The organism is Alteromonas lipotrueae (assembly GCF_019249215.1).
In the GTDB taxonomy this organism is placed as follows: Bacteria; Pseudomonadota; Gammaproteobacteria; order Enterobacterales; family Alteromonadaceae; genus Alteromonas; species Alteromonas lipotrueae.
On sequence record NZ_JAESDI010000019.1, the window covers coordinates 61,243 to 72,101 of the forward strand.

8 protein-coding genes and 1 pseudogene are annotated in these 10,859 nt (G+C 43.6%); 4 read left to right on the forward strand and 5 right to left on the reverse strand.

The window, feature by feature from the left end:
- Positions 1–228 precede the first annotated feature (228 nt).
- Both pgi and tal read right to left on the reverse strand, forming a co-directional pair.
- A complete protein-coding gene (gene pgi, locus JKP82_RS18695) occupies positions 229–1,878 on the reverse strand; it encodes a glucose-6-phosphate isomerase (protein ID WP_218398225.1) in 1,650 nt (549 codons plus the stop codon).
- Positions 1,879–1,896: 18 nt separating this feature from the next.
- Positions 1,897–2,856 (reverse strand): transaldolase, encoded by a 960-nt coding sequence (gene tal / locus JKP82_RS18700; protein ID WP_159532842.1) that lies wholly within the window; start codon positions 2,854–2,856, stop codon positions 1,897–1,899.
- 288 nt (positions 2,857–3,144) lie between these two features.
- Here tal and yaaA point away from each other — a divergent pair, with 288 nt between their 5' ends.
- Complete coding sequence (gene yaaA / locus JKP82_RS18705; protein ID WP_218398227.1) at positions 3,145–3,921, forward strand: peroxide stress protein YaaA; 777 nt, start codon at positions 3,145–3,147, stop codon at positions 3,919–3,921.
- A 77-nt stretch (positions 3,922–3,998) separates the two neighbouring features.
- Positions 3,999–4,637: a glutathione S-transferase family protein gene (locus JKP82_RS18710; protein ID WP_159532838.1), complete on the forward strand. Its 639-nt coding sequence runs from the start codon at positions 3,999–4,001 to the stop codon at positions 4,635–4,637.
- A 75-nt stretch (positions 4,638–4,712) separates the two neighbouring features.
- On the opposite strand, the gene JKP82_RS18715 is transcribed toward JKP82_RS18710, so the two are convergent.
- Positions 4,713–4,994 carry a tRNA-binding protein gene (locus JKP82_RS18715; protein WP_159534667.1) on the reverse strand — a complete coding sequence of 94 codons (282 nt, stop codon included), beginning with the start codon at positions 4,992–4,994 and terminating at the stop codon, positions 4,713–4,715.
- 578 nt (positions 4,995–5,572) lie between these two features.
- On the opposite strand from JKP82_RS18715, the pseudogene JKP82_RS18720 reads away from it, so the two are divergent.
- Both JKP82_RS18720 and JKP82_RS18725 read left to right on the forward strand, forming a co-directional pair.
- A pseudogene (locus JKP82_RS18720) lies at positions 5,573–6,589 on the forward strand (polysaccharide lyase family 7 protein); the annotation flags it as partial.
- 579 nt (positions 6,590–7,168) lie between these two features.
- Positions 7,169–7,504 (forward strand): VOC family protein, encoded by a 336-nt coding sequence (locus JKP82_RS18725; RefSeq protein ID WP_013782897.1) that lies wholly within the window; start codon positions 7,169–7,171, stop codon positions 7,502–7,504.
- 81 nt (positions 7,505–7,585) lie between these two features.
- Here the strand turns inward: JKP82_RS18725 and JKP82_RS18730 are convergent, their stop codons facing one another.
- Both JKP82_RS18730 and JKP82_RS18735 read right to left on the reverse strand, forming a co-directional pair.
- Positions 7,586–9,607, reverse strand: coding sequence for an NADPH-dependent 2,4-dienoyl-CoA reductase (locus JKP82_RS18730; protein ID WP_218398231.1), 2,022 nt, complete (start codon positions 9,605–9,607; stop codon positions 7,586–7,588).
- A 350-nt stretch (positions 9,608–9,957) separates the two neighbouring features.
- The coding region (locus JKP82_RS18735; protein WP_258544439.1) for a transposase at positions 9,958–10,859 on the reverse strand (902 nt) is incomplete at its 5' end.

Here is a 10,859-nt window from a genome sequence, read left to right on the forward strand (position 1 = left end):
ACAACTAAAATAAAATAAGTAAATTTACTTTTTATTAACAAATTGTGACAGTATGATGACACAGGGAGATATCGTCAGTGTGTTTAGCAAAACAGTTAGCAGGTTACATACTTAGCAGCGAGTTAGCTTGTACGTTCTTATTTTCTGCTAATAAAAACGGCCGGGGGTAAGCCGGCCGTTCAGTTATTATTTGCACCAAATTTGAGTGATTACTTCACTCAGACTTCCTTATTTTGGTGCATTCGCTGCTCTGAAACGGGCAATCAATTGTTGGGTAGATGCGTCAAAACTTTCTTCTTCTGCATTTCCCTGAATGCCTGCCAGTACTTGGTTGCCCAGTACTTTTCCTAACTCTACGCCCCATTGGTCGAATGAGTTAAGGTTCCAGATAACACCCTGAACGAATACCTTATGCTCATACATTGCAACTAGTGCGCCAAGTGTCTTAGGCGTAAGGCTATCAAACATTAAGGTATTACTAGGCTTGTTACCCGGCATCGTCTTGTGGGCCGCCAAACGCGTACGTTCCGCCTCGTCTAAGCCTTTGCCTTCTAAGTCGGCATAACACTCATCAAAGGTTTTGCCTTGCATAAGCGCTTGCGCTTGGCCAAAGCAGTTAGATGCTAACATCGCATGGTGTGTGTCATCTTGGTTAGGTACATTCAACGGCAACATAAAGTCAGCTGGAATAACCCCTGAGCCTTGGTGAATCAGCTGATGGAAGCTGTGCTGGCCGTTAGTTCCTTCACTACCCCAAATAATAGGGCCTGTGGCGTAAGCTACCGCTTCGCCGCCTTGAGTGACTTCTTTACCATTACTTTCCATATCAAGTTGCTGTACATAAGCAGGCAAGCCACGAAGGTAATGATAATAAGGTAGGAGCACCTGAGACTGTGCATCGAAGAAATTGCGATACCACACGCCTAATAGGCCAAGTAAAACCGGTAGGTTTTGCTCTAACGGTGCTGTTTTAAAGTGCGTGTCCATGTCGAACGCGCCTTCAAGCAAGCCTTTAAAGTTTTCAAAACCTAAAGCTAAAGATATAGGTAACCCAATTGCTGACCACAAAGAATAACGGCCACCAACCCAATCCCACATAGGGAAAATGTTATCTTCTGCTATTCCGAATTCAGTGGCCGCTTTTACATTTGAAGACACGGCAACAAAGTGTTTCGCGATATCTTCTTGGGTGCCGCCAGATTTTAAAAACCAAGCCTTGGCAGAAAGGGTATTCTGCAACGTTTCTTGCGTAGTGAATGACTTTGAAGACATCACGACAAGGGTTTCTTCATGATCGAGTTTAGTTAACACATCATGAATATGGCAGCCGTCAACGTTAGCCACAAAATGAACCTTAACCGTTTCAACCGTATGAGGTTTTAGGGCTTCGGTCATAATTTTAGGACCAAGGAAAGAACCACCAATACCAATCGCGACAATATGCTTCACAGATTTACCTGTGTAGCCTTTATGCTCGCCACTGTGAACTAATGCGGTGAAGTCGCGAATTTTATCTAGGGTGGCACGTACTTCGGGCATTACGTCTTCGCTATCAACCATTACAGGTGAATCAGAGAAGTTACGTAGCGCGGTGTGAAGAACAGCACGACCTTCAGTGCTGTTGATTGGCTCGCCGTTAAACATGGCATCGCGGGCGTCATCTAACTTACATGCACGGGCTAATTCGAAAAGTGCACCTAACGCGTGTTCGTTTACGCGGTTCTTAGAGTAATCAAGAAAAATGCCGCACGCTTCTAACTGCATTTTTTCAGCACGCTTGGGATCAGCCTTAAACCAATCACGCATGTGTGCATCTTTCATTGAAGCAGCAATTTGATTAAGTGCTTGCCATTGTGGCAATGATGTCAGTGTACTCATTTTCTAATTCCCTATGGCTTACGCACTTAACTTTTCACGAAGCATCACTTCAAGCTTGTCTTGGTCTGCTGCGAAGTTGCGGATACCTTCAGATAGCTTTTCAGTTGCCATTGCATCTTGGTTCATTTCCCAGCGGAATTCAGACTCGGTTAAACGATCGCCAGGGGTTTTTGTCGCACCGTTGTCTTTAAGTTTCACTGTTAGTTCGCCCGGTTCATTGGCGAGTTCTTCTAATAAAGCTGGGCTTATAGTTAGACGATCGCAGCCCGCTAGAGATTGGATTTCACCAATGTTGCGGAAGCTTGCGCCCATGACTACCGTGCTGTAACCATGTTCTTTGTAGTAGTTGTAAATACTGGTAACCGACACCACACCTGGATCTTCATCAGCAGCATATTCAGTTTTACCAGTCGATTTTTTATACCAATCTAGAATACGGCCTACAAACGGTGAAATAAGGTATGCGCCAGCTTCAGCACAAGCGCGCGCTTGGGCAAAACTAAATAACAAGGTTAGGTTGCATTGAATACCTTTTTTCTCAAGTATTTCAGCAGCCTGAATGCCTTCCCACGTTGATGCCATTTTAATTAGAATACGTGTCTTATCGATGCCGGCATCTTGATAAAGTTGAACAAGACGCTCTGCTTTCTCTACCGTGGCATTTTTGTCGAAGGACAAACGGGCATCTACTTCCGTAGAAATACGACCTGGGATAGAGTCTGAAATCTCTTTACCAATAGCAACAGCAAGTTTGTCGGATGCGTCGATAAGTTGTTGGTCGCTATCAGAGGATTGTAGTTTGGCCCACGCTACTGAGTCGTCGATTAGGCTGGCATACTGAGGCAAGCTGGCGGCTTTTAACAACAAAGATGGGTTTGTTGTTGCGTCTACCGGCTGGTATTTTTTGATTGCGTCGATATCGCCGGTGTCGGCAACGACCGTGGTGATCTCACGTAACGAAGCTAGCTGATTGCTCATAATTCTCTCTAATCTTAAATTAAAAAACTCGAACGAATTGCCAGAAAGGCAAGTCGCGTAAAGCGGTTCGCTTTTGCGTATGTAGGGCGTAATAGTTTGACAGGATCAAACGTTTGCATATTTGGGTATAGTTATACCAAACCCGTGTGACAATTTATAGCGCAGACACGGTAAATACTGGCTAATCGGATTTCTCTGTTACCTTGATTTATGGATTTTTAACGCTAAATTCAACTTCAACTTTTTCACAGTGGTATAATGAGCCCTGAAAAAGATAAGGAGTCGAAGATGTTAGTTGTAGTATCCCCAGCGAAGAACCTAGATTTTGAAACCCCCATTAAGGTGGATGATTTCACGCAGCCTACCATGCTTCAAGACACTGAGCGTTTGATGGAAGTGTGCCGTACCCTTTCGCCAGCCGACCTTTCTTTGTTAATGAAAATTAGTGACAAGTTAGCCACACTTAATGCAAATCGATTTGCAGAATTTTCTACCCCCTTCACCGCTGACAATGCCCGACAAGCCATGTTCGCATTTAATGGTGATGTATACACAGGGCTAGACGCGAACACGCTAACCGATAAAGCGGTTCGTTATGCTCAAGACCACTTGCGTATTCTGTCTGGTCTTTACGGGCTGTTACGGCCATTAGATTTAATGCAAGCGTACCGTTTAGAAATGGGCACCAAGTTAGCGAACTCGGAAGGGAAAGACCTTTATGCGTTTTGGGGGAGTCGTATTACTCAGGTTTTAAACGACGCCATGCAAGCACAGGGTGATAACGTTCTAATAAACCTTGCTTCAAATGAATACTTTAAGGCCGTTAAGAAAAAAGAACTTGAAGGTATGGTGATTACACCTGTCTTTAAAGACTATAAAAACGACCAATATAAGATCATCAGTTTTTTTGCCAAAAAAGCCCGTGGGTTAATGGCAAGATATATTCTAGAAAACGAAGTAAGTGATGTGAAAGGGTTGCAAGCTTTCGATAGTGAAGGTTATGTTTATAGCGAGTCACAAAGCACAGCCACTGAGTTAGTCTTTCTACGACGCCAAGACGCATAAGCTGTTTGTACCGCGTTTTGGCTTCAATATGGCTGTCGGCTGTTAAATTGAAGCACTATATAAACGCGGAGCACGCAATGTATACACTTTATGGATACCCGAAAACCCGGTCGGTTAGGGTGGCATGGGCTTTAGAAGAAATTGGCTTACCTTATGAGTTCAAGGTGGTGAATTTAAAAGCCGGTGAACACCTTAATTCTGCTTTTAAAGTACTAAACCCAGCCACTAAAATTCCTGTCTTAGTCACTGAAGAAGGGGCGCTTTCTGAGTCGGCTGCCATTGTAACGTTCTTAGCTGAAAAGCATGCAATGGAAGAGTTTATTCCTGCACCTGGTACCTTCGCACGCGGGCTTTATGAGCAAATGATGATATTTGCTGCTAGTGAATTAGAGCAGCCCTTATGGAGTAAAGCAAAACATAGCTTTGCTTTACCTGAACAGCATCGTATTCCTCAAATGCAAAACACGGCAGCGTGGGAGTTCGACCGAGCGTTAACCGCTTTCTCACTACTTCTTAACGACAAAGAGTATGTGTGCGGCAGTTTGTTCACTATGGCCGACATCGTGACAGCCCAAGTGTTGTCATGGGCAAAAGGCAGTGAGCTTGACCTGAAGTTCGACAATGTAAAATCGTATGCTGAGCGGGTGTTATCGCGCCCAGCCTATGAAAAAGCATGGCGCAATGAAGTTGCGCATTTGGCTAAGGCGGATGCTTAAGCCTGCTTTATGAGGTTAGTGTTGATCGCTCGTTTTGAGAAAGGACGCAGAGCGGTTTAGCCTCTGGTTAGATAGTTAGCCCAATTTTGCGCCATTAGGCACAGGTTTGTCAGGGCTGACTAACACCACACCATCGTCACGATAGAAACCGGTCACCAAGTATTCTGACAGGAAGGGGTTTATTTGTTTGGGCGGAAATTTAACTACGGCCACAATTTGCTTTCCCAACAAATCCTCAGGGAAATAGTGTTCGGTTATTTGGGTACTGGATTTACGCGTTCCAATATTCTCACCAAAATCAATAAGTAGTTTGTAGAATGGCTTGCGAGCCTCAGGAAAGTCACTGACTTCAATAATTCTTCAATAATTGTGCCTGTTCTTTGAATTTGGACACCCATAGTTTTGAACAAGCGTCTATCTAGCAGACAGCCACAAATGCAGAATTCAATTTATAGACACCCACGTATTTGAAGGCTAGACGAACCTACTTCGTTAGCCTATTAAATGTGAACAAGCGTCTATCTAGCAGACAGCCACAAATGCAAGGCTCAAAAAGAGTATCACTCATGAGTCTCATCAATAGTCTCACTAATGGACACCCACACTTTTTAGCTATTAAACCTTCCTTTACGTTTCACTAGCCCATATTAGGCAATTGTTCTGTGCAGCCTAATGATTGAAATGAAAGTATTTTGTAATTAAATTGTTTGAATGTTAAATTGGTATTACATTAATTCTTCGTTGGTAATGTTTTTTGGTGTTTTATCTCTGCTTTTAGATGCATCCTTGATGGTGTATTGGTAAAGCCATTTTGTTGTTTTTATGAAAGAGGTTCGTATCAAGCAAGTACCGCACAAGAAGTACGCTTAACATATAATTTAAGAGGTTTTTTTATGAAAGTTATCCCTCAACGAGGAAAGTGCAGTAATGCGGCTATGTTGCTCATACTTTCAATATTTAATGTTGGTGCTATTGCGGATGTCGTCCCCGCTGATAAATTCGATTTAACTGAGTGGAATATTACGCTGCCAACTGATGAAAATAATGATGGGAAGCCAGATAGTGTGTCAGTAAAAGACATCCAAGATTTTTCCCATCCTGACTTTTTTTACCTAGACGAAAACGGCGGTATGGTATTTACGTCTCCAAACAAAGCGCTGACAACCGCAAACTCCAGTAACACGCGAAGTGAACTGCGTCATATGTTACGTGGAAAAAGTACACGAATTAAAACCAAATCTCCCAAGAATAATTTTACTGTAGCTAGTAATCCTTTAGCGAAACGCTTCGGGCGAGTAGGTGGCAAGATGGAAGCTACCTTAAAAGTAAACCATGTCGCTCTGCGCGCGAAATACCCTGAAAAAGCACCAGCCTATTCAGTGGTTGTCGGTCAAATACATGCAAGTAAATGGGAGAAGAAGGTAAAAGGCTTTGGGTGGGGTAACGAACCGCTTAAGATTTATTATAAGAAATGGCCTAACCATGAAAAAGGCTCGGTATTTTGGACTTATGAAAGAAACCTTCCAAAAGATGATGCTAATCGAAGAGATATAGCTTATCCAGTCTGGGGGAATTTATGGACAAATCCTGAAGATCCTGGTGAAGCAGGATTAGCCTTAGGTGAAGCGCTGAGTTACGTAGTGAATGTGCACGGTGATGTGATGTATTTAACTTTCGAAGCTGAAGGGCATGAAACCGTAGAATATAAAATCAACCTCGCCAATGCGGTAGACGCTTACGGTAAGCTTGATGAGCACGACCATCCATACGGCTACACGCTAGATTGGAATTACTTTAAAGCTGGTGCTTATAACCAATGTAGCACTAAAGATGACCCAGGTTTTTGGTATCCGGCGTGCTTAGGTACAGGCAACTGGGAAGAAGATAAGGTAAATGGTGATTATGCCAGTGTGACGTTCACGCGTTTAGAAGTAGGGGAGAGCGTTGCGCCAAAAGCTATTCACGGCGAACACGCTAAAATTGGTGCCACGTTAAATGAAAAAGTTGGTATGAGTGTTAGTGACATTCCAGACAATGCGTTTACCGCTATCAAAGCCATTGAGCCATCTTTCACAGTAAATGAAGTGGAAAAAGAACTGAAACATGGCAAGACTTATCTTGATGTTGAAGGCGTATTGGCCGATGGCAGAGAAATTGAGTTCGATATGCTACAAGTGGCTGACAAATGGAAAGTAGTAGAGATACAAAGAGACTTAGTATGGTCTCAGCTGCCTGAAAATGTTAGTGGGGCATTAAAACAATCTTCACCGGATTTCGAAGCAAAACGCATTATTGAAAGTGTTCAGCATGGCACTGGAATAACCGTTTATGAGTTTTATGCGGTGGACAGCCAAGGCAAAGAGTCGCGTAAAGAAGTGAAAGTAGAGGGCGGCGAAGCGGTTGTGCTAGCGAAAGAGTGGCAACACTAACTTAGCGGAATAATTGAACGTTTTGCGACCAAATACAGTGATCTTGCTTGTGCACTTATCTACAGTATGTAATTCATTCTGTTAGGTTCTTAGGAGAACACAGTGCAACCTGGGCTTTTTTCGTTAAGTTTAGCGGTCAGTGATATTGCCATCTCGAAAGCATTTTATGAAACGCTTGGCTTTGAGGCCATGCCGTCGTGCGGTTCGGTAGAAGAGAAATGGGTTATCATGAAAAGTGGGCAAACCATGATTGGTTTGTTCGAGGGCATGTTTGAAGGCAATATTTTAACCTTCAATCCCACTGACGTGCGTGAACTTGAGCAGCGCTTGAAGGATAAAGGCATTGAAATAGATGTGCCAGTCAAAGGCGATGAAGGGCCAGGGCATTGCGTAGTAAAAGATCCGGACGGTAATACGATTATGTTCGATCAGTTCTAGTATAAAAAGAAGGGAAGCTAATTAGCTTCCCTTCTTTTTATAAAACTAAACTGAGACACCCACCTTTAAGTATAACTAACTTTAAATTTTAGCGGCTAACTCTGCACCTTGGCGAATAGCTCGCTTCGCATCAAGTTCAGCGGCTACATCTGCACCACCAATAATGTGGACACTCACACCGGCAGCCTCCAGCGGAGCCTGCAAAGGCTTGAACGGTTCTTGTCCCGCACACACGATAACGTTGTCTACGGCTAAGCATTTCGGTTTATCATTTATTAGAACATGCAAACCTTCATCATCAATTTTTTCGTAACTTACACCGTTCACCATTTGCACGTTATGCAGCTTCAAGGATTGTCGGTGGATCCAGCCTGTGGTTTTTCCTAAGCCCTTGCCAACTTTAGAGGTCTTGCGTTGCAGTAAGAATACTTCTCGGCTCGATGGGGTATAGTCTTTCTCGATGAGCGCGCCCTCGTTGGTATAGTTTTTATCAATACCCCAATGAGACAGCCATTTATCAGTGTTGAGCGATAGGTCTTTGTCTTCAACTAAATACTCGGCCACATCGAAACCAATGCCGCCCGCTCCAATAATAGCGACTTTTTGCCCCACAGGTTTGTGGTCGCGCAGCACATCAATATAGCTCATTACTTTAGAGTGGTCAGCACCTTCGATACTTAGGTTTCGAGGGTTGATACCAGTAGCCAATACCACCTCATCAAAACCGTTTTCAGTGAGAAATTCACAGGTAACATCGGTATTAAGGGTTACGGTAACCCCAGTGCGTTCAAGTTGATTGCTGAAGTAGCGAATAGTTTCATAAAACTCTTCTTTTCCTGGTACTTGTTTTGCGTAGTTGAATTGCCCACCAAGTTCACTCGCTTTGTCGAATATAGTGACTTGATGGCCTCTATCTGCAGCATACATAGCAAATGCAAGCCCCGCAGGGCCAGCACCTACCACTGCAATATGTTTACTATGTCTTACCGGAGTAAAGGTCAGTTCTGTTTCGTAGCAGGCTTGCGGATTAACTAAACAGCTAGCACGTTTTTGTTCAAATGCATGGTCTAAGCACGCTTGGTTACACGCAATACAGGTGTTAATTAGTTGGGATTCATTGCGCATCGCTTTGGCTACAAACTGTGAATCGGCTAAAAATGGTCTTGCCATTGATACCATGTCTGCATGCCCATCGGCTAAAACGCCTTCCGCCACTTCAGGCGTATTAATTCTGTTTGTTGTAACAAGCGGCAGTGATACTTCCTTTTTCATCCGCTGTGTTATCCACGTGAAGGCTGCGCGTGGCACCGAAGTCGATATGGTTGGCACTCGAGCTTCATGCCAACCGATGCCGGTATTAATAAGCGTAGCACCGGCTTTTTCTATCGCTTTGGCAAGGTAAACAACATCATCCCATTTTGCGCCACCTTCAACCAAATCCAGCATCGATAGGCGATAAATGATGATAAAGTCAGCCCCTATCTTTTCACGAATACCTTTTACGATATCGACCGCTATTTTCACCCTGTTTTCTAGACACCCACCCCATTCGTCATCTCGATGATTAGTACGCTTTACCAAGAATTGGTTAATTAAATAACCTTCAGAGCCCATTACTTCTACGCCATCGTACCCGGTTTCTTTCGCAAGACTTGCGCAACTTACGTAGTCTTTGATTGTGGATGTCACAGCTTTTGAAGATAAGGCGCGAGGTTTAAACGGAGTAATTGGAGACTTCATAGGGGAAGCCGATACGGCAAGTGGATGATATCCGTAACGACCAGAGTGCAAAATTTGCATACAAATTTTGCCACCTTCAGCATGTACGGCCTCAGTAATTACTTTGTGCTTCTTTGCATGGCGTTTGGCTGTCATTCTACCAGCGAAAGGGGCTACCCAGCCCGAAATGTTGGGGCTAATTCCCCCTGTTACGATAAGTGCCACACCGCCTTTTGCGCGTTCTGCGTAAAAGGCTGCAAGCTTATCGAATCCGCCTTTTTCTTCTTCAAGGCCTAAGTGCATAGAGCCCATTAAAGTACGGTTTTTTAACGTGGTGAAGCCGAGATCTAGGGGCTCAAGTAAGTGAGGGTATGCGTTGGTCATGGTTATTCTCGTTATAATTTTTATTCGGACAGCCATAAACTAGCCCAACCAGTATCTTAAGATTATTTACCAGTATGCTTTGGGGGTAAAGGATTGAGATATAAAAAATCGAAGATAATGTTAAGACACCCACAGTTTTAAGCGTATTTTACGGTGTTAGGATAGAGATAAAGTAAGGTTTGGAGTATTTGTATAGAAATGTTCGTAAGACAAGCCTCTGGTAGTGAGTATTCATCTAAAACTTAATGTTTTAGCAAGGGCATATATTGAGTTGGGGAGTTGACTGCCGATTTGAGTTTGCTGCACCGGAATGCATACTGCTTTAGCGAATTTGATTTAACTGTGGGATATCACCCGGTTTTAGAGAGAACAAGCTTACGTTGGGCAATTGAAAGACCAATAGAGTTTGAAAAGATATCTTCAATCCCAACGACCATACTATTCCAATTTATTTGCGACAAGCCGGTACGTTGTAAAATTGGGGAGACATTGTGGAGTACGTAGGCGGATTTACCTGCACTAATTTGCCTAGCAGTTTGATCGACCAAGGTTAAGTAATCCGCTAAAGTAAACGGCAACCCTTTCAAACCGTGTGGAGAGTTTCCCACAAAGGGCTTGAGGAACTCTGGTTGAACCCCACGCTGTGCTGCCTCTATTCGATGTTTAATGCTGGTGAATTCAGATGTTTCTGGCGTCTTTGAAATACCCACGCGTAGCGGATTCAAATCTACATAAGCCATGCACGCTGCCAATGCGGCTTCATCAAGTAGAGCTTGAGATTTAAATCTTCCTTCCCAAAAACGTCCCGTGCATTCATCTTCCTTGTTAGCTTCACGGGCAATAAATTCATTAAGCAACCTCATAAACCAACTAATGTCATACAATCTTTGTCGATATATATTTGCTGTCGAGATGATAGTTGTTATCTGAACTTCTGTCAGTGAGGCTCGCTGTGCGGGTTGCATAAATTGCTGGGTCAACACAGTGCCTTTATGCAGGGAGTGCCAACGTCTCAATACCTCCTCGGTAGTCCACGACAACGCTTCGTTTCTATCCACATGTAATACCAAGTGGGTATGGTTACTCATTACCGCATAGGCACATACATCAATTGAAAATACGTCCGCTAATGCTATGAGCCTGTCTTCAACCCATTGACGCCGATGCTCGTAACTCTTTCCCGTGTAACGGTCTGCTCCACACAAGAATGCTCGCCTCACACACCGTGATACGCAGTGATAGTAAGGGGTGT